This window comes from Paucibacter sp. M5-1, from assembly GCF_027498415.2.
In the GTDB taxonomy this organism is placed as follows: domain Bacteria; phylum Pseudomonadota; class Gammaproteobacteria; order Burkholderiales; family Burkholderiaceae_C; genus Roseateles_E.
Map to the genome: position 1 here is coordinate 5691941 of NZ_JAPZLM020000001.1, position 16703 is coordinate 5708643.

20 protein-coding genes are annotated in these 16703 nt (G+C 63.7%); 10 read left to right on the forward strand and 10 right to left on the reverse strand.

From position 1 onward, the window contains the following. Positions 1–48: 48 nt before the first annotated feature. The 3 genes from O5M90_RS26905 to O5M90_RS26915 form a co-directional block, all read right to left on the reverse strand. Positions 49–276, reverse strand: a complete 228-nt coding sequence (locus tag O5M90_RS26905; protein WP_269840893.1) for a hypothetical protein — start codon at positions 274–276, stop codon at positions 49–51. Between the two features lie 183 nt (positions 277–459). Continuing rightward, positions 460–1089, reverse strand: a complete 630-nt coding sequence (locus tag O5M90_RS26910) for a hypothetical protein (protein WP_269840892.1) — start codon at positions 1087–1089, stop codon at positions 460–462. Then, a complete protein-coding gene (locus tag O5M90_RS26915; RefSeq protein ID WP_269840891.1) occupies positions 1070–1651 on the reverse strand; it encodes a hypothetical protein in 582 nt (193 codons plus the stop codon). The genes O5M90_RS26910 and O5M90_RS26915 overlap by 20 nt, the downstream gene beginning before the upstream one ends. A gap of 239 nt (positions 1652–1890) precedes the next feature. Between O5M90_RS26915 and O5M90_RS26920 the strand changes: the two genes are divergently transcribed. The 6 genes from O5M90_RS26920 (at position 1891) to O5M90_RS26945 (ending at position 9191) form a co-directional block, all read left to right on the forward strand. After that, positions 1891–2526, forward strand: a complete 636-nt coding sequence (locus tag O5M90_RS26920) for a zinc-ribbon domain-containing protein (protein WP_269840890.1) — start codon at positions 1891–1893, stop codon at positions 2524–2526. A gap of 583 nt (positions 2527–3109) precedes the next feature. Beyond that, positions 3110–6244 carry a class I SAM-dependent DNA methyltransferase gene (locus O5M90_RS26925; protein WP_440402476.1) on the forward strand — a complete coding sequence of 1045 codons (3135 nt, stop codon included), beginning with the start codon at positions 3110–3112 and terminating at the stop codon, positions 6242–6244. Between the two features lie 156 nt (positions 6245–6400). After that, positions 6401–7066, forward strand: a complete 666-nt coding sequence (locus O5M90_RS26930; protein WP_440402477.1) for a hypothetical protein — start codon at positions 6401–6403, stop codon at positions 7064–7066. A 147-nt stretch (positions 7067–7213) separates the two neighbouring features. Next, positions 7214–7420, forward strand: a complete 207-nt coding sequence (locus O5M90_RS26935) for a helix-turn-helix transcriptional regulator (protein WP_269840886.1) — start codon at positions 7214–7216, stop codon at positions 7418–7420. Between the two features lie 70 nt (positions 7421–7490). After that, positions 7491–8516 (forward strand): AAA family ATPase, encoded by a 1026-nt coding sequence (locus tag O5M90_RS26940; protein WP_440402478.1) that lies wholly within the window; start codon positions 7491–7493, stop codon positions 8514–8516. A gap of 147 nt (positions 8517–8663) precedes the next feature. Further along, positions 8664–9191, forward strand: a complete 528-nt coding sequence (locus O5M90_RS26945) for a hypothetical protein (RefSeq protein ID WP_269840884.1) — start codon at positions 8664–8666, stop codon at positions 9189–9191. 390 nt (positions 9192–9581) lie between these two features. Here O5M90_RS26945 and O5M90_RS26950 read toward each other — a convergent pair whose 3' ends face one another. Both O5M90_RS26950 and O5M90_RS26955 read right to left on the reverse strand, forming a co-directional pair. Beyond that, positions 9582–9800 carry an excisionase gene (locus O5M90_RS26950; protein WP_269840883.1) on the reverse strand — a complete coding sequence of 73 codons (219 nt, stop codon included), beginning with the start codon at positions 9798–9800 and terminating at the stop codon, positions 9582–9584. 97 nt (positions 9801–9897) lie between these two features. Beyond that, positions 9898–10161, reverse strand: a complete 264-nt coding sequence (locus O5M90_RS26955; protein ID WP_269840882.1) for a hypothetical protein — start codon at positions 10159–10161, stop codon at positions 9898–9900. 331 nt (positions 10162–10492) lie between these two features. Between O5M90_RS26955 and O5M90_RS26960 the strand changes: the two genes are divergently transcribed. After that, positions 10493–11089 (forward strand): hypothetical protein, encoded by a 597-nt coding sequence (locus O5M90_RS26960; RefSeq protein ID WP_269840881.1) that lies wholly within the window; start codon positions 10493–10495, stop codon positions 11087–11089. Between the two features lie 96 nt (positions 11090–11185). On the opposite strand, the gene O5M90_RS26965 is transcribed toward O5M90_RS26960, so the two are convergent. Then, positions 11186–11539, reverse strand: a complete 354-nt coding sequence (locus tag O5M90_RS26965; protein ID WP_269840880.1) for a hypothetical protein — start codon at positions 11537–11539, stop codon at positions 11186–11188. 23 nt (positions 11540–11562) lie between these two features. Beyond that, the gene (locus O5M90_RS26970) at positions 11563–11850 is read right to left on the reverse strand and encodes an ADP-ribosyl-(dinitrogen reductase) hydrolase (RefSeq protein ID WP_269840879.1); all 288 of its coding nucleotides are present in this window, start codon (positions 11848–11850) and stop codon (positions 11563–11565) included. Between the two features lie 752 nt (positions 11851–12602). Here O5M90_RS26970 and O5M90_RS26975 point away from each other — a divergent pair. The 3 genes from O5M90_RS26975 to O5M90_RS26985 all read left to right on the forward strand — a co-directional run bounded on the left by O5M90_RS26975 (position 12603) and on the right by O5M90_RS26985 (position 14867). Beyond that, the gene (locus O5M90_RS26975; protein ID WP_137942266.1) at positions 12603–12863 is read left to right on the forward strand and encodes a hypothetical protein; all 261 of its coding nucleotides are present in this window, start codon (positions 12603–12605) and stop codon (positions 12861–12863) included. A 106-nt stretch (positions 12864–12969) separates the two neighbouring features. Beyond that, on the forward strand, positions 12970–14076 hold the full coding sequence (locus O5M90_RS26980; RefSeq protein WP_269840878.1) for a sensor histidine kinase: 1107 nt from the start codon (positions 12970–12972) through the stop codon (positions 14074–14076). Next, positions 14073–14867, forward strand: a complete 795-nt coding sequence (locus O5M90_RS26985) for a LytR/AlgR family response regulator transcription factor (protein ID WP_262967970.1) — start codon at positions 14073–14075, stop codon at positions 14865–14867. The genes O5M90_RS26980 and O5M90_RS26985 overlap by 4 nt, the downstream gene beginning before the upstream one ends. Positions 14868–14874: 7 nt before the next feature. Here the strand turns inward: O5M90_RS26985 and O5M90_RS26990 are convergent, their stop codons facing one another. The 3 genes from O5M90_RS26990 to O5M90_RS27000 form a co-directional block, all read right to left on the reverse strand. After that, a complete protein-coding gene (locus O5M90_RS26990; RefSeq protein ID WP_137942268.1) occupies positions 14875–15105 on the reverse strand; it encodes a hypothetical protein in 231 nt (76 codons plus the stop codon). Positions 15106–15150: 45 nt separating this feature from the next. Beyond that, the gene (locus tag O5M90_RS26995) at positions 15151–15768 is read right to left on the reverse strand and encodes a L,D-transpeptidase (protein WP_440402479.1); all 618 of its coding nucleotides are present in this window, start codon (positions 15766–15768) and stop codon (positions 15151–15153) included. Positions 15769–15901: 133 nt separating this feature from the next. After that, positions 15902–16702, reverse strand: a complete 801-nt coding sequence (locus O5M90_RS27000; RefSeq protein ID WP_269840876.1) for a hypothetical protein — start codon at positions 16700–16702, stop codon at positions 15902–15904. Position 16703 lies beyond the last annotated feature (1 nt).

Consider the following 16703-nt stretch of genomic DNA (forward strand, 5'->3'; position numbering starts at 1 on the left):
GCCTCACTCGCTGGCTGTTGGCGCAGCCGGCCGCCGTGAGGCGTGGCGTCAATCTTCGGAATCAGCGGCTCCGGGCTTTGCCGGGGCGATGTACTTGGCGTGCAGGGCGGCCAGGTCGAGCATGGCACCGAGGTACGCCGGCACCCAAAGCGGGATCGGCGTCTTCTCGGTCATCCAGCGGCTCGGGGTGTTTGGCGTCACGCCAGTCTTGCGGCAGAAATCCGATTGCTTCCAGCTCAGGGCTAAAAGGGCTTCGGCGAACTGGTCAGGTGTCATGTTGGGCTTGCCTGTTGACTGGCTGCTGGTGTGCTGTCAGTCTAGCAAGTTTGTCTTAATGGGTACAAATAGATTAAATCTATCGCCATTAGTTAACATAACGCCCGTTGTCAGACGCGATTCTTATGCCCATTGATGCAGCCTATCCAGGGGCGTAGTGGCGGAATTTGCGCGTTGCGCCTGTCAGAGCACCGAAGCAAGAGGCCACGCACCGAACACGACTTTGAAAGGAGTCCCGAGGTCTTCCACTTCCGTCATTGTGTGAATGCTGATCTGCTTGGGCTTGCGCAGGCGCAGCGCCGCATAGGTCTTGTTCATTCTGGAGGCGTCGAACTCGAGCGCCTCTCGCCAGTGGATCGGTCTTGTATGGGGGGTGCGGTCTGCTTTCAGCGCGACGCCAAGGTCCAGGTCCCCGAGGACCGGCTTGTCGGTCAAATAGGAGCCAAATATAGCGATGCACCGGACGCAGCACGGGTAAGTCTCCGGCGCTGCATTGACCTTCCTTGCGGCAGCAAGCACCTTCACCAGAAGCGCGTCGGCCGCGGCCCGCGTCAGACCGTCGCCGATCGAGGCAAGGGCAAGCTGGTTTAGTTTCTGTGTACCTTCGAAAAATCCAGGCTGGTCCGACGGAGCGACGTAGCCGGCTAGTTCTAACTCGGATAGGACTGGCCGAGCCTCCCTCGCCGGAGCCCCAAGGGCTCGGCAGAATCTATCTGCGTCGAAGGGGCTATTCCGAACTGTCAATTGCTTGGCGCAGTCAATGAGGATCGCGGGGGCGACGCCGAAGACGAGTTCACCTTGGGGTATGTGCATTGGCGCGAAACCTTGGCTTGTTGCGGGGGCGGAGAAGTTGCCAGTTGCCATCCAGCCTGCGACGCATGATCCTTGCGCGCGTGAAGAAGCATTGCGCTGGCTTGCTGCCTATGGTGCCGTCCTTGCGAAGGGAATAGCCTGACAGATCCCAAGAGGCTCGATACGAGTCACTGACGGAAACGTTGTCGACCAGCAGGGTGGTCCGCCGGCCATCGTCTCGCTCAATATCTAAAACCATGTGGCGCTCAAATCCAAAGCAGCGGAATGCAGCGGCCGCCGCCACGGTCGAGATATGTTCATCTAGTGCGCGTCGGGCGACGTGGTCATCGACTTTCGATCGCCGAAGCAGCAACGCATCCAAAACCTTGTTCTCGTTCGGCGACAGGTGAAACCATCGGTGCATTTCGACATGCTGCGGTCGAGGACGTGACGCGCGTTTTTGGCGCTTCTCGCGGTACGTTGGCTCCTCGGACCAGCGCCGCTGCTCAAACTTTCGTTGTTCTCGCGCGTGCCTAGATCCTTTGGCGGCCCGCCAAAGCTCGAGGCCCTTTTCATTTCGCATCTGCACCCCCTTTTCTCGCGATGGTCACAGCTCGACAAGGCGGACTCTATCGGTGGGTTCCCGCACAAGACGCATCGGGCCTCTCTGAGCACGTCATAGATGCTGTGGATGACCGATGCGGATCGGTAACAGAGGGCCGGTCTGGTTCGTCCAGGCCCACTGGCGGGCGCTAATTGGGGCAAAGCTGGAGGCCTAGGCCCAGGCGGAAGTGGTAGCGTGAGAAAAAATGGGAGAAAACTATGGCGCTGGGCAAATGCCGTGAGTGTGGCAAAGAAGTAAGCAGCGAGGCAAAGGCCTGTCCTCACTGTGGCGTCGCGAAGCCGATACGGAAAAAGGTCGGCGTTTTGGGCTGGATGGCTGTTGCCTTGGTTGGCTTCGCTGTGTTTCGCATAGCCACGCCAAGTGGCGGCGCCATTGAGGCAACTCAAGCGAAGGCGCCGCCCGCCGTCGTCGCACCTCCTCCCGCACCGAAGTTGACCAAGGAGGAGGCGTGCACGATCGGTATTGCCGACGTGATCAAGGAGGCCAAGGACGACTTGGCTGCCAACCGGCCAAACTACGCCGTGAATGTCCTTGAGGCATGTGAAAAGCTGACCAAGGATCCGGCTGCCATTTCCTTGCTAAAGGAAGCTCGGGCGGCAGTCGTTAAAGCTGTGCAGCGCGATAAGCAGATCGCTGCGGCCGAGAGAGCCAGGAAGAAGAAGGAAGGAGTCTCAATTGGAATGTCTGAGCAGGATGTCCGCGACAGCAGTTGGGGGCGCCCCGAGAGCATTAACCGGACGACGAGCGCGTCAGGCACCCGCGAGCAATGGGTATACGGCGGTCGGAACTACCTCTATTTTGAGAACGGCCGCCTGACGTCGATCCAGAACTAGTTCATCCCCGACAGGACGAGGACGCTGATTCCGTTCGCAGTGGTGAGTTCGACCTGCGTTGCTGGTGAGTCGTCACCATTTGCGTGAATGGCTGGCCGGCCTTCTCTTTCGAGTCGGGACCGGGTGGCAAGGCTGGACCTGGTCAGATAGCAGCCCTGAGCACTGAGTCCCTGCTATTGGCTCCGGGAGAGATCCTCGCTTTGACCGGGTATCGCCGGCCGGCCGCCCAGCTAGCTGGGCTTCGTCGCCAGGGCTTCCACCGGGCAAGATGCAACCTTCTGGGCGCCGTGGTGCTGGTGCGTGGGCACTACGTTGTTGTTTGCCGCAGCGAAATCCGGCCGGAAAGGTCGCGAGCCAAGCCGCCCCGGTTGCGGCCTCCGTCCATGCGATCGAAACACGGCGCGAGCGCGTAGCGCCCTAGCCGGGCTCGTGAGGACGTTGTGCCCTGGCGGGCATGGCAACGACGATCAGAACTCGCCCCGAGGGTATCGGCCTACTCGATGCGCGCAGGCAACACCCTTTGTTGCCAATCATGTTGCAGTCGGTTACACCGACAGTCCCAATGCCGCCCTGGGAGGGGTCTATGGTGAGGGTAGAAGCTGCAGAGCGCGTCATACCGACGATGACGTCCGTTGAGTTTGTTCGGAAGTGGGGGCCAGGGACAAAGGCCGACCGCCTCAATGAACGGGCCGGCGCGCAGTCGCACTTCAATGACCTCTGTTCGGTTCTTGGCGTGCCATCACCCACCGACGACGAGGACGAGGGGTATCGCTTTGAGCAAGGATTTCAGGGCGTAGTCGGTCGGCACTTGTACGCGGACGTATGGAAGCGAGGATGCTTCGCTTGGGAATACAAGCGCCCAGGTGAGGATCTGCGACAGGCGTTGCAGCAATTGATGCAGTACGCACTGCCATTGGAAAATCCGCCACTCTTGGTAGTTAGCGATCGTCGGCGCATCGAGATCCACACGCACTTCACTGGCTGGCCGAGCATCAGTCACGAGTTTAGCCATGAGCAACTGCTTGAGCCGAAGGTGACCGCAAGGCTTCGGCAGGTGTTCGTCGAGCCGGAGCAGTTTCGACCGGAGAGAAGCTCGAGGCAACTAACCACCGACTTGGCGGGGCGATTTGCGCAGGTGGCCGCCGGGCTTAGACGCCGAGGCGAAGACTCCTTTAAGGTCGCGCACTTCCTGACCCAGTGCGTCTTCTGCTGCTTTGCCGAGGACATCAAACTGCTGAAGAACTATGAGTTTCGGCAGGTCGTTCAACGCCGCCAAGAACCAGCGCGCTTGCGAAGGATGCTTGCAGAGCTTTTCACGCAGATGCGCACCGGCGGTGACTTCGGCGTTGACGAGATCGCTTGGTTCAATGGAGGCTTGTTTGCTCAGATCGACGTCCCCGCTCTAACGCGGGAGGAGATCGAGACTCTCGGGGAAGCATCAGAAGCCGACTGGCGCGCGATCGATCCGACGATTCTCGGCACGCTATTCGAACGCGGTCTGGATCCGGGCAAAGCCAATCTTGTTGGGGCCCATTTCACGGATCCGGCCACCATCGAGAAGCTGATTGACCCTGTCCTGAGAAGGCCGCTGCTCTCCGAGTGGAGTGCGGTCAGGGAAGAGATCTCCGGCCTCCTAAGCTCGCGGGATTACATGAACGTGCGGGCCCGTGGCGTACCGAGCAAGAACCCAGACTTGCGTCAACGATACGCCGCCTTGCGGTCGCAGGCGAGCCGGGCAGCCAACAAGGCCGAGGCTTTGTTTTTGACCTTCCTGGAACGCCTCAAAAACTACCGCGTGCTTGACCCTGCATGTGGCAGTGGCAACTTCCTCTACTTGGCCTTGCGGGCTCTTAAGGACATTGAACTTCAGGCCAATCTTGATGCCGAGAGGATAGGTCTCGAACGGCAACTGCATTTTCAGACCGGACCTCAGAACGTCCTTGGCATCGAGAAGAACGAGTTCGCCGCTGAACTGGCGAGGGCCACGGTTTGGATTGGCGAGCTTCAATGGATGCGTGATAACGGGTTGACCCCTGATGAGAAGCCTGTCCTCAAGCCGCTCAATCAAATTGAGTGCCGCGATGCTCTCATGGATGCCGACGGGTGCGAGGCGCCATGGCCGCGCGCAGACGTAGTCGTGGGGAACCCGCCCTTCGTTGGCGACAAGAGGATGCGGAGCGAACTCGGCGATGGGTATACCGATTCGCTGCGTGCTGCTTTCAAGGGTCGCGTGCCTGGCGGCGCGGATCTAGTGTGCTACTGGTTCGAGAAGGCGAGGGCGCAAATTCAAGACGGAGGGCTTGAGAGAGCCGGCATGGTCACTACAAATTCCATCCGAGGGGGCAAGAGTCGAACGGTCGTTGACCGGATATGCGAAACAACCCAGATATTCGCTGCGTGGAGTGACGAGGAATGGATCAATGATGGTGCGCAGGTGCGGGTTTCATTGGTGGCATGTGGGGAGTCGCTGCAGACGCCCGAATTGAACGGTCGACCGGTCCAGTCGATCAATGCGGATTTGACGGACGGTCGCGGTGCGGCAAGGCTCGACGTAACTCGCGCTGGTACCTTGACCGAAAACATCGGAACGGCCTTCGTCGGTGGAATGAAGAAGGGCAAGTTCGACATTGATGGCACGGTAGCTCGCGTCTGGCTTGGTCTACCAAATCCGAACGGCCTAAGTAACAGCTTGGTGATCAAGCCTTGGGTCAACGGCCAGGACATTACTCTGCGGCACACAGACAGTTGGATCATTGACTTCAGAACCACTGACGGGCTGGAAGACGCGCGTCTTTTTGAGGCCCCGTTTTCTCACATCGAGCGCACCGTTCGGCCAGCCAGAGCTGGTGTGGCGAACCGCCAAGAGCGCTTGCGTTGGTGGTTGCACGCTCGAATCGCGCCGGATCTTCGTGTCGCCGTGGCTGGCCTATCGCGAGTCCTCGTGACGCCCAGAGTTGCCAAACACCGGCTTTTTGTATGGCTGCCAGCAGGTGCTGTTTTGGACGGTCAGTTGGTGGCGTTTGCGCGTTCCGACGATGCGATGCTCGGCATACTGCATAGTCGCTTCCATGAACTGTGGTCCTTGCGCCTGTGCACATGGATGGGGAAGGGCAATGATCCGCGCTACACCCCGACCACCTGTTTTGATACGTTTCCGTTCCCGAGCCATCTTTCGCCTGCGGCGACCGCCCATCGGCGCCTAGAGATGCTTGCTGGGGGGGAGGCAGTTCCAGCGGGGCTCTGCGGCCAGGATCATCGGACGGCGTCAGCCGTCGCGGTGGCCGCAAAACGACTCGTGGACAACCGCAATTCTTGGCTCAACCCGCCAGAGTGGTGCGACCGGATAGCTGACATCGTGCCGCCGGGAATGGACGAGTCCCCCTACCCGGATCGGGTCGTCGCCAAAGCCGGCTTCGAGAAGGAACTGGCGAAACGCACGTTGACCAACCTTTACAACCTGCGGCCGGCTTGGCTGGTGGCTGCCCATGAAGCCTTGGATGCAGCCGTCGCCGGTGCCTATGGATGGTCGGACTACACGCCGCAAATGCAAGACGAAGAGGTCTTGGCGCGTCTGCTCGGTCTGAACCTGGAGCGTGCCGGCTCGCAGCCGGGGAAGCAAAAGGAGCTTCCGCTACTGGGTGCCGTTGCTGGTGGAGGCGAGGTGTCATTGGCACAGCCTCGCTCCGTTGTGCAGAAGAAGGCGAGGCGAGTGGCCTAGACGCTCAACTGCATCGGCAGGGACTGCTCGAAAAGAACAGCGAGATTCGTTGCAGATTCCACGGCTGATCGGTCCGAACGATTAGTCGGCGATGGTGCAATTGTTCTTCCTGAACAAGTAGGCGCCCGGAGATCGGGCTCGCGCGCCGATTCCACCGTGAGCAACACATTCGACCTTCAAGCCAACCGCACGACCTATGCCGACGTGCGCCGACCCACCGAACAGGAGTGGGAAAAGTGGGCGCTGATGCCCCAACTGCAACTGTGGAAAGCCGTCGCACTCCTGTGCGAGATCGAGCCTTCCTCGCTACCTCCTGAAGGCTTGTGGCGACCAGCGCCTGCAGGTTCGGCGGTCTCGAGCTTCAACGCTCGATTCGAGGTGGCCGTCGAGCATCAGCTGAACGGGTCGCTGCTATGTGCTGCCAGGCCGGGCGGGTTCCGATCAACGCTGGTCGTTCGAGTCGCAGACTTCTCGCGCTGGGCCATCGGCCTGGGTTGGACTATGCCCCGCGAGTTGCAAGCAACGTGGGTCGGGCCAGACTCTTCCGACTCGCCTGCCGACACCGGCAATCGGGCGGGCGGCCCGTGGCCCTGGGGCGCTCATGAGACAGAGCTCCTGCGCTGGTTGGCGGCCGCTGCTCAAAGGTTTTGGGTGAACTACAACCCAGCGGATCACACCACTGCGGTGAATAGCGATGTTGTTGCGGCATGGCTTCGGCAGCAGAAGACTGCGGACGGCAAGCCGATCGCCAAGCGAGTCGCCGAGGCCATGGCGCAGTTGCTGCGTGCCAACGGCCTGCCTACCGGACCACGACGGAAGTAGGTCGCGCCCACTTCCACCCCAGGAAGACGGCAGCAGACTGAATTGTCCGCGCCCATTTCTTGAACGGTGGGCGCGTTGGATCGCGGCTATTTCTCCTGGCGGCAGATTGAGACGATGGAGTCACTTTCACTCTTGAGATGACTCGACATGTCACAGCCAACCCTTTCGAACTACCAGCCAGGCTCGCTCATTCGCCTGGCCCAACTGGTGCCGGCGATCGTGCCGGTCTCACCGGCGACGCTGTGGCGCAAGGTGCGCGCTGGCACCTTCCCTCGCCCGGTCAAGATTTCAAGCCGGGTGACGGCGTGGCGGGCAGATGAAGTCCGTGCCTGGATGGAATCCTGCCGTGGGTGAGGGCGGCCTGTCGATGCCGCCTACCGGCGCAATGAATGTGGGCGGCAACCCAGATGCGGACCGCGAGCCCATGGTGCGCCTGCTGCGCGGTGATGGCGTGGCACTCGAGCCCGTGGAATGGCTGTGGCCGGGCTTTCTGCCGGCCGGGATGCTGACACTGCTGGGCGGTGCGCCTGGCTGTGGAAAGACTACTCTTGCTCTTTCACTGGCAGCCACGGTCACCACGGGTGGTTGCTGGCCGGATGGGGTGCGCAGCGCTGTTGCCGGCGACGTGATCGTTTGGAGCGGTGAGGATCCGCACACGGTCGCTGCCGCAAGACTGGTGGCCTGCGGAGCCGATATGCGTCGCGTGCACTTCGTGGACGGATTGAGCGGACCAGAAGCGCAGGCATTTGACCCTGGCCGTGACATGCCTCGGCTTGCGGCGACTGCCGAGCTCTTGGCCGCGCCACGCCTGCTGATACTCGATCCCATCGTTTCAGCGGTGGCTGGCGATGGTCACAAGAGCAACGAGGTGCGGCGTTCGCTTCAGCCGGTCGTCGCCCTGGGGCAGCGGCTCGGCTGCGCCATCATTGGCATCACGCATTTCAGCAAAGGCACATCCGGCCGCGACCCTGTCGAGCGCATCACCGGCAGCCTGTCATTCGCCGCGCTGGCCAGGCTGGTCCTGGTGGCGGCGAAAGGCCGTACCGACGGCGAGGAGCGGCGCGTGGTCGTCCGTGCAAAGTCCAACATCGGCCCTGATGAGGGCGGCTTCGCCTACGAGTTGGAGCGCGTCGACGTTGCCGAGGGTGTTGCCGGCCAGCGTGCCCGCTGGTTGGAGGCCGTGCACGGGTCCGCGAGAGACATCCTGTCTGCCCTTGAAGACATCGGTGACGAACAGGACGGCCCACGTTCTGACATCGAGACCTTCATCCGAGCTTGCCTGGCAGATGGACCGATCCCCGCCAAGCAGCTCGAGGCAGACGCCCGGGGAGCCGGCTACGAACTGCGCACCGTTCAGAGGGTGGCCAAGAAGCTGGGCGCCTCCTCGCGCAAGGACGGTATGCGCGGCGGCTGGACCTGGCGTCTCGACGATCCGGGCTCCGGCCGCTGACGCGAAGGCGTCGAAGACGACACCCGTCAGTGCTGTCGGCTTCGGCGAGTTCGTGACGCCTTCGCCGACCCGACTCCTCATCCTCTCGATCAATCACGCCGACGGCGTGCGGACTCCCCTGCGCCGCTGGCACAAATACTTATACCCATGGACGACTTTGACGACCTCGAACTGCGCGGGCTGAGCGCTATCGCATCTCACCTGTCCTACATCCGCCTACTCGACCTGGTCCTCGATCAGATCAACGAACTGCTGAACCTCTACCAGCCGCCGAAGACCGGCAAGATCCGCGTCGAGCGGTGGCTGCGCACGAAGGGCGACTACAGTGTGCGCTCGCCCATGGCTGTGAGATGGATCCAGCACCGGATCACCCGCGACTGGCGCGGCGAGGTGGTGTCAACGTTCAAGGTCTCGCGATCAGGAAAGTCGGCCCGGGCCTTTCACGAGCATCACGAGCGCGTGACCGGCTACTTGGGGGCCATGCAATCCGTCCTGAAGTTGCGCACCGAAGCGTTCACGCGCGTCGAGACCTTCCGGCGGGCGATGCTGCTGGCAGAACGCGCGAACCGACCGAAGGTGCTGGCCATCTCGGCCGCGCTGCAGGCGCACCTCGGCGCGGTACCGCAGGAGTTGCGTGCTGTGCTCCGATCGGACGCCAGGCTTGAGGACGAGTAGAGCAACTTGCTCGCAGGCAAAGCCCCCCGATCTCTTAAGCGTGTTACTCGGGGGCTTGGGTAGCTGATCGTATTGGATGGGGCGACAGTCGCGCGAGGGTCGATTGCTGCCGTGGTCCTTGCTCAGCGATTCACTCGATCCAGACGACCTTCGCTGGCGGCTCGCGAGCGTCCATAGGCGTGACGTCTTGCACTGAGAGGCGAAGACTCGATGGCGTCCCCTGTGCGAGCCAGACCTGCAGGTCTCCGTACTGGGCTCTGATGAGCTGCAGCCGCGTGATGAGGTCGTCGAGGTATATGACGCTGGGTTGATTCATCCGGACTTTCTACAGCATCTTCCCGGCCAGATGTTCAGACCAACGGCCGCCGAGCATCGGGCCGCTCAAGTCGCTCAAGACTTGCCCACCGCTTGCCCGTGCATTTGCGCCGGCAATTTGCCCTCAGCCCAGTCGTTGACCGCCCGCAGGTTCACCCACAGGCCGGAGCTGCCCTCAGGCTGGCGTGCGTGGATGTCGCGCAGCCATTTGCCGGCGCGCAGGCGACCGGAGACGGCGTCAGGTGTCTCGCCCGACAGTTCGCAGTATTTGGAGAGGCGGACCCAATGCAGCATGGCTTGTCCCGAGGGGCAGATCTGGACCGGTTGAAGTGACGCCGATGTGGCGCTGGCTCCATTCTCAACCGCCACATGCCTCCGGGTCAGCGGCCCCTCAGATCGCTTGGACCGGCCCATGGGCCGCTGCCAACTGCACGCCGTCAGCCGGGAGCGCGCGGCGGCCTTCGATGACGACGCGCGGCAACTGGGCCACTACCGTTGGCGCTGCGGCCGCGCGCTTGCCGACCACCACCACCCGCTCGAGCTTCACGACCTCGGCCCGCGGCTGGGCGCTGCGCTCAGCCAGCCCCATGCCGATCGAAGCGGCGCTGGCGACGGTCACAAGAGCGAAGACGAGGGCTTTGGCGGTGGTGTTCATGGTGCGTTCCGGTAGGTTGTTGCTGTGTCAGTGATTGCAGTTTCGGCCGCGACTCGCTCGCGGGCCAGCGCTGCGCGACGGAATGCAAGCACGGGCGGCCCAGGTGTTCCTGGCTGGGATAGGCCGGATGGCTCCCCGCTACCAGCTGAGGCAGCCTCCCCCGAAAGAGGGCCAGCCCCGGTGGGATAGGAGGTCAGCATGATCTGAGTCCTGCAACGTGACGAGCCGCCCCCTCAACGCCGCCCTGGTGATGGCCCAGTTCAAGCGAGCCAGCGAGCAGTTGTTCCGCCGCAATCTGGCGCCGCAGTGCTTAGAGCGATAGAGTCGTTGGATGGACTACGTGCTCGACCTGTCCACGCTTGATGGACTGCCGCCAGGTGAACGACGCGATGGCGCTGAGCGTGCTGCACGTGCTGCGTTGGAGCAGCATCTTGGCGGCTCGCCGGGGCACGTGCTATTGGCTCGACTGGACTGCGAGGCTGATGGCGGCGCGCCGGCCGGGCCATTTCTCGACGATCCCGAGCTGACGCCCGCGCAACTGCGATGGGTCCATGCCCGGAATGAGGCTGTCACTGCATCCCTGGCGGTGCTTGCTTCGAGCGAGAGCGATGGCCAGCCCTGGGATCAGTGGTTCGAGCAGTCGGCGCTCCATGTGACAGCCCCCACGCCGCCGGCGCTCGCTGATAGAGAAACCTGGACTTTGGTCTACGCCGATCGCCTGGCGCAGCTGGAATTCAACTTCTGCAACGAGTCTGCCGCAGCCTGGGCCGAACGCGCTTGGCTGTCGCACAGTGCTTCGCATCCGATCTGGGCGGCCGACGAAGAGTTCGCCGAGACGATGTCGACATTGGGCATTGCCCCGCACCCTCTGGGTAAGCACCCGGCCTATTACGAACTGCGCGAACAGCTTCGGCACCTCATGAACTGAGGTGAGATTCGCCACGGGACAAGCGGACAGCCAAGTCGGCCTGTCCAGGCGTAAAAAAGCCCGCTAGGGGCGGGCTTCTGTGGTGAGCGCCCAGGACTAGGCGGCACGCTGGCGCTTCACGGGCGGGGTCTCCACCGCTGCGTCAGCCACTTCACGGCGCTTCGTTTGCGCTGCGCCGGCCAACATTTGCTTCATTTCAGACTCGACCCAACGGCAAATTGCATCGCGCATGAGAGGCTGGTAGCCGATGCCGGTAACTTCAGCCATGTCCTTGTATGCCTGGATGGTGCTGCGAGGCAGACGGATCGAAATTGCTTGGAGGCCGAGTGCCTCTTCAACTGCCGCCTCAAGCGCGGCCGGCGCACGCTTTGCGTGTGCCTTGTCGTTGCCCAGTTGCCCGCCTTTTTCCCAGGCTTCGCTGGTGCCACGAATCAGAGCTTTATTGCTCATGATGTTCTCCGGTGGTGATTGATTCACTTGCCCAATTCTTCGTAGATGCTGATTGCATCTGGCTCTGCGTCATATGCAGATTTCAGGTGGACATTGCCTTCAATGAAAATGAAAATTACCTTGAGTAGTCGATTGCGGTTGGTGGGTGCGATGAACCACAGTGTGGGCGGGTCAGTCTGGTGATCCTCGCGATCATCGATCAAGAACAGCCCGCACTTGTTCTCGAAAGCCTGCTCAACTTCGCGGCGGTTCAGATCGTGTTTTTCTCGTAGCTTTGCAAGTACGGCGGCGGAGATGATCAGTGATCGCATTGCCATATTGTATATACAGTCAAGGCCGCGTGTTCATTAGGGTTTCGGTAAAGAGACGTAGGAATACGCCCCTAATTTTGGTGCTGGGAATTTACACAGGGAAGCGTAGCTGAGCCGCTTTCTTCCTCTGCCCGAGCACCAGCTCGAGGGCGTTGGCAGGCACTTCGCCCTACATCAGCGTGACGCTGCCTACCATGCTCACTGGCGGAGCCTTCTCGGCCGGATCCTTATCGATGGCCGCCATGAAACGCTCGAGCGCGTGGCTCTTCCTGATTTGCATTTGTGTCCCCCTTTTCGTGATGGTCGCTTCTGGGTAAGGGCGGCTCTATCGGGGCGTTCCCGAACCCGACGCCAAGATCCAACGGAAGGGGCCCGTTGTGATGTTGACAGGACGCGGCCGAGGGGCTTCGCGGCGAATGATCTGCGAGCTCGCCGGTCTAAAGGCGCGACCGCGGCGGCAGGCAGCGAAATCGAAACCGGGGAACAAACCGGGGAACGAAAAGAGATTGGAAACAGTCAGAGCAAGCATTCATGAGGGATGCAGCCTATTTTTCGATTCACCCCCTCCTCCAAGATTCACCTGGTGAATCATGCAAAAGCCAACCCACCAGGGTTGGCTTTTTGCTTTGTGGTCGTCCTTGCCGCTGGGACTCCCCCTTTCGAGGGCCCCCTTCAGTCGTATAGGCGTGGAGGGCCGCCGGAACGATAGTCATGCCCACACAGCGGCGGTGGGCGCCGCAAAGGAGCATCACATGCACTTTGAGGAAGTTGACGCGGGAGATTTCCGCATCTACGCCGGCGCGATCGAGCGGCCTCGCACCTTTGGCTATGTCGCCGCCGTCGTGGTGATGCGGGTGCGTGGCCAGGCGCCGCGTCAGGAAGCCTTTCGCGATGAAAACCTGGCCGGCGGCTATGGCTGGGCCTCGCCGTCCGACGCGCTGCGTTTTGCCGTCAACGCCGGACGCGATGTCGTGATGTGTGGCGGCGGCTCGCTGTCCGCCGCGCGGGCCTGATCCAGGCGGTCGGCAAATCCGTCGCTAAGTACCGTCATTCCGTGCTTCGTCGCGTCAAGCCCCGCGCGGGCTTGGTCCGGCACCCGGCGCCCGCTATCGTGTGGGCATGTATGAGGCACATCTTCCCGAGCTAGCCACGCGGCCGACCCTGCCCAGCCAGCGCCAGGCCTGGCTGGGTTTCGTCGCCTACCTGACGCCGTGGCGCCTGGGCCTGGCCTCGGGTGTGGCCTTCATCGCCGCCTTGCTGCTGACGCCGGTCTTCATCACGCCCTTGCCGGTGCTGCTGGGGCGCACGCTCTTCGTCGCCCTGCTGGCCCTGCTGGCCTTCTCGGCGGCGGGGCAATGGCCGCGACGCCTGCCCAGCTGGCTGGCGCGCTGGTTGTTCCAGGTGCTGGTGGTCGGCTTCAGCGTGCCGGTGGCCACCTTGCTGGTCTATCTGGTGGCCGTGGGGGGCGATATCGGCAGCCTGCTGCGCAGCGAGGGGCGGCTGCTGGGCTTTCTGTGGATCGCCGGCTCGGGTCTGCTGATCGGGCCGCTGCTGGCCATGGGGGCGCTGTACCGGCAACGCGATGCCGAGGCGCGCAGCCAGGCGCTGCGCTTCGAGCTGGAGCGCAGCGAACTGGAGCGGCGCGCGCTGGACGCCCGGCTGCGCCTGCTGCAGGCTCAGGTGGAGCCGCACTTTCTGTTCAACACGCTGGCCAATGTGCGCGCCCTGGTCGAGACCGGCTCGGCCCAGGCCGCGCCGGTGCTGGGCAGCCTGATCGCCTATCTGCGCGCCGCGATGCCGCGCCTGCATGACGAGGCGGCCAGTCTGGGCGATGAGCTGGCCCTGGTGCGGGCCTATCTGGAGCTGATGCATCTGCGCATGCCCGATCGGCTCAACTACCGTATCCAGGTGCCGGCCGAGCTGCTGGGCCTGCGCTTTCCGCCGATGGCCTTGCTGACCCTGGTGGAGAACGCGGTGCGGCACGGCATCGATCCGAGCGAGGAGGGCGGCAGCATCGAGGTCTCGGGCCACCGGCTGGATCCCGACGGGCCGGTGTGCCTGTGGGTCAGCGATTCCGGCGTCGGCCTGCTTCAGCCGATGGGGGCGGGCACCGGCCTGCGCAATCTGCGCGAGCGCCTGCAGGTGGTGTACGGGGCCTCGGCCCGCCTGGATCTGACCGAGAATCTGCCCCGGGGCCTGCGGGCCGAGATCCAGTTCAAGCCATGACCCTGAGTGCACCGACCGCCCTGATTGCCGACGATGAACCGCTGCTGCGCGACAGCCTGGCGCGCGGCCTGGCCCAGGCCTGGCCCGAGTTGCAGGTGCTCGGGCAGGCGCGCAACGGGCGCGAGGCGGTGGCGCTGTTCGAGCGCCTGCAGCCCGATATCGTGTTTCTCGATGTCCATATGCCGGGCTTGAACGGGGTCGAAGCGGCTCGGGCGATGGCGCGGCGGGCCCATCTGGTCTTTGTCACCGCCTATGAGCAGTACGCGGTCCAGGCCTTCGAGCAGGGCGCGCTGGACTATCTGGTCAAGCCGGTCGAATCAGCCCGCCTGGCCGATACGGTGGGTCGGCTGCAGGAGCGGCTGCGCGGCGCGGCGCCGGCCGCCGGCGTCGATGCGGCGCTGGAGGCCGCCATTGCGCAGCTGACCGAGCGGCTGCGAACGCCGGCGGCGGCGGCACCGGCGCCGGCCTATCTGCAGTGGCTGCGGGCCTCGGTGGGCGCCAGCCTGAAACTGATCCCGGTCGAGCACATCATCTTCATGCGCTCCGATGAGAAGTACACCTTGGTGGTCTGGAACGAGGGCGAGGCCTTGATACGCACGCCGATCCGCGAGCTGATCGAGCAACTGGACCCGCAGGTTTTTGTGCAGGTGCACCGCTCGGTGGTGGTGAGCCTGCGTGCGATCAGCCATGTGACGCGCGGCCCGAATGAAACCGCCGATCTGCATCTGCGCGGCCGCGCCGAAGTGCTGCCGGTCAGCCGCAGCTATCTGCACCTGTTCCGGCAGATGTAAGACCTGCTCAGCGCTTGACGGGTGGCTGGACCTGCGACTGGCCCTGCACGACAACCGGTTCGAGCTGCCAGACCGCGACGCCGAGGCTGGCGGCCTGGAACAGGGCCAGCACCGTCAGCAGCAGCACGGCCAGCATCAGCACCGTGTGCAAGGCGCTGTCGGAGAAACGGTGCAAGAAGCGCATCGAGCCATGCTGGCGGAGGGACTGAAGGCTGCCGAGCCAGTGCTTGCTGTCCATGATGGTCTCCTGCTGGGGCGTGATCGATCCGCCCTCGTTCCAAGTCTAGTGGGCCGGGGCCGTCGCTTCCAGCGCGCCGCCGGCAAGCAGCGACGCCCGGTTCTCGGGCAGCACATAGACGATGCCGCGCTGCCGGCCCAGCACCGGGCCGACCACGGTCTCGTAGAAGTCCACCGCGACCACCACGCAGCCCAGCGAGATCCGGTTGTCCTCGGGCGTGTCCGAGCGCAGCCGCTGCGGGCGACGCTCGCTGGCCGCAGCCGGGCGCAGGCGATGGATGGCCAGACCGGCCGCGTAGTCAAACCAGACCACCGCTTCGCCCTGCAGATTGCGGCCGGGCTCGGACGCAAAACGGCCCGCCGGCGTGGTGCGCTCGAAGGGGAGGATTTCGGACGGCGCGCGCTGGCCCACGCCGGGCACCGCATGGTCACCCGGCGCCGAACCCAGCAGCGCCGCTGCGGCGCCCAGCAATCGGCCGCTGCCGGCGAAGACATACAGCCGGGCGTCTCGCTTGTCGACGATCGCGAAAGGGCGGCCCTGGTGGTCGTGCTGGCTCAGCACCCAGTCGGCCTGGCTGCGGGCCGCCGGCGAGGCGGGCTCGCCGGAAAAGTCAGCGCCGGCATGGCAGGCGCCAGCGAGCACAGCGATGCAAAAAACGCCCATCCAGGCTCTGAACCCCATTTCCGCCCCCGTCGTCTGCTGCGTTGCCGCAAACCGGGCTCGGCCCGGTATCGATAGCGGCAATGGTATGCAGGCGGCGGGCTGATCAAGACGGGATCAAGCAGGCCAAGGCCGCTTATCTCCGGCTCAGCTGGGCCGTCGTGACAGGGGCGCGCTGGCTGGGAAGCTGGTCGAACACGGCGTCCAGCGCCTTGAGCTCGGGCAGCACATAGACAACGCCGCGCTGGCTGCGGAAGGTCTTGCGCAGCACGGCCTCGTAAAAGCGCTGCGGCACATTGATGCAGCCGTAGGAGATGCGGTTGTCGGCCGGGCTCGGCGAGGCCAGCCGCTCCAGCCGGCGCTCGCTGGGCTCGAGCGCGCGCACCCGGTGCATGGACACCGCCGCGTCATAGTCCACCCAGATCACATCCTCGCCCATCGTATTGCGACCCGGTTCGGCGATGAAGCGCCCGGCCGGGGTGGTGCGTTCCTCGGGCCGGACCTCGGCAATCGGGCGCTTGCCGATGCCGGCCACGCTGTCGTCACCGACCGCCGCGCCGAGCAGCACCGGACTGGCGCCGAGCAGACGGCCCTGGGCGTCGAACACGAAGACGCGGGCCTCCAGCTTGTCCAGGATGACGAAGGGCATCGTGCCGTGGTCACCCGAGGCGACGGCCCAGTTGGCGACTCGGCGGGCGGGCTCGGAGGCCGGCTGAGCCCTGAAGTCGGCCTGGCGTGGCGCGCCGGTGGCAGCCTGCGTCGGCCGGGCGAGCGGCGTGCCGACAAAGGCATTGCTCTTGCGCAGCCCCGAGCCGTCCGGTGGCAGTATCAAGGCCAGGACGGCGGTGCCCAGCAGCAGGCCCTGTCGCAGGCTACCCAGCAATTCGGCACGCGGCGGCAACTCGAAGCGAGGGGGAGGGCGGTAAGGTTTGTACACG

Excerpts from the sequence above, each read along its gene's own strand:
- O5M90_RS26910 (WP_269840892.1), bottom strand. The coding sequence starts at position 1,089 with ATGCACATACCCCAAGGTGAACTCGTCTTCGGCGTCGCCCCCGCGATC.
- O5M90_RS26995 (WP_440402479.1), bottom strand. The coding sequence starts at position 15,768 with ATGGGCGTTTTTTGCATCGCTGTGCTCGCTGGCGCCTGCCATGCCGGC.
- O5M90_RS26980 (WP_269840878.1), top strand. The coding sequence starts at position 12,970 with ATGTATGAGGCACATCTTCCCGAGCTAGCCACGCGGCCGACCCTGCCC.
- O5M90_RS26960 (WP_269840881.1), top strand. The coding sequence starts at position 10,493 with ATGGACTACGTGCTCGACCTGTCCACGCTTGATGGACTGCCGCCAGGT.
- O5M90_RS26975 (WP_137942266.1), top strand. The coding sequence starts at position 12,603 with ATGCACTTTGAGGAAGTTGACGCGGGAGATTTCCGCATCTACGCCGGC.
- O5M90_RS26945 (WP_269840884.1), top strand. The coding sequence starts at position 8,664 with ATGGACGACTTTGACGACCTCGAACTGCGCGGGCTGAGCGCTATCGCA.
- O5M90_RS26970 (WP_269840879.1), bottom strand. The coding sequence starts at position 11,850 with ATGCGATCACTGATCATCTCCGCCGCCGTACTTGCAAAGCTACGAGAA.
- O5M90_RS26965 (WP_269840880.1), bottom strand. The coding sequence starts at position 11,539 with ATGAGCAATAAAGCTCTGATTCGTGGCACCAGCGAAGCCTGGGAAAAA.
- O5M90_RS26950 (WP_269840883.1), bottom strand. The coding sequence starts at position 9,800 with ATGCTGCATTGGGTCCGCCTCTCCAAATACTGCGAACTGTCGGGCGAG.
- O5M90_RS26985 (WP_262967970.1), top strand. The coding sequence starts at position 14,073 with ATGACCCTGAGTGCACCGACCGCCCTGATTGCCGACGATGAACCGCTG.
- O5M90_RS26905 (WP_269840893.1), bottom strand. The coding sequence starts at position 276 with ATGACACCTGACCAGTTCGCCGAAGCCCTTTTAGCCCTGAGCTGGAAG.
- O5M90_RS26915 (WP_269840891.1), bottom strand. The coding sequence starts at position 1,651 with ATGCGAAATGAAAAGGGCCTCGAGCTTTGGCGGGCCGCCAAAGGATCT.
- O5M90_RS26920 (WP_269840890.1), top strand. The coding sequence starts at position 1,891 with ATGGCGCTGGGCAAATGCCGTGAGTGTGGCAAAGAAGTAAGCAGCGAG.
- O5M90_RS26925 (WP_440402476.1), top strand. The coding sequence starts at position 3,110 with ATGGTGAGGGTAGAAGCTGCAGAGCGCGTCATACCGACGATGACGTCC.
- O5M90_RS26990 (WP_137942268.1), bottom strand. The coding sequence starts at position 15,105 with ATGGACAGCAAGCACTGGCTCGGCAGCCTTCAGTCCCTCCGCCAGCAT.
- O5M90_RS26955 (WP_269840882.1), bottom strand. The coding sequence starts at position 10,161 with ATGAACACCACCGCCAAAGCCCTCGTCTTCGCTCTTGTGACCGTCGCC.
- O5M90_RS26940 (WP_440402478.1), top strand. The coding sequence starts at position 7,491 with ATGGTGCGCCTGCTGCGCGGTGATGGCGTGGCACTCGAGCCCGTGGAA.
- O5M90_RS26935 (WP_269840886.1), top strand. The coding sequence starts at position 7,214 with ATGTCACAGCCAACCCTTTCGAACTACCAGCCAGGCTCGCTCATTCGC.